The organism is Aquimarina sp. U1-2, assembly GCF_017897595.1.
Classification (GTDB): domain Bacteria; phylum Bacteroidota; class Bacteroidia; order Flavobacteriales; family Flavobacteriaceae; genus Aquimarina.
The window spans coordinates 1-449 of the sequence record NZ_JAGKIK010000078.1 but is presented as its reverse complement, the minus strand read 5'-3'; the positions used below and the strand labels follow the sequence as shown (position 1 = coordinate 449).

Annotated in this window: 1 protein-coding gene; it reads left to right on the top strand. The window is 32.1% G+C overall.

The window, feature by feature from the left end:
- A partial coding sequence (merTP, locus tag J8281_RS19095; protein ID WP_246849172.1) for a mercuric transport protein MerTP occupies positions 1-449 on the top strand: 449 nt, incomplete at both ends.

The following is a 449-nucleotide window of genomic DNA, read 5'->3' as shown; positions in this document are numbered from 1 at the left end:
AATTAATAGGGACGAGTTTAATTTCAGCAATCGCAGCTTCATTGTGTTGTATAACACCTTTTTTAGCAATGATTGCAGGTACAAGCGGGATTGCTTCAATGTTTTCTTGGATAGAACCTTTTAGACCTTATCTAATAGGGTTAACAATTTTAATTCTTGGTTTTGCTTGGTATCAAAAACTAAGACCTCAAAAGAAAATTGACTGCGAATGTGATACTGAAGAAAACTCGAAATTTATACAGTCAAAAGCGTTTTTAGGAATAGTAACTGTTTTTGCAATTGTGATGTTGGCTTTTCCATTTTATTCAAAATTTTTTTACTCAAATACAGAGAAGCAAATAGTCGTAGTTGACAAATCGGACATTAAAACAACTAAATTTCAAATTAGCGGAATGACTTGTACGAGTTGTGAAGAGCATGTAAATCACGAAGTAAATAAACTTAATGGA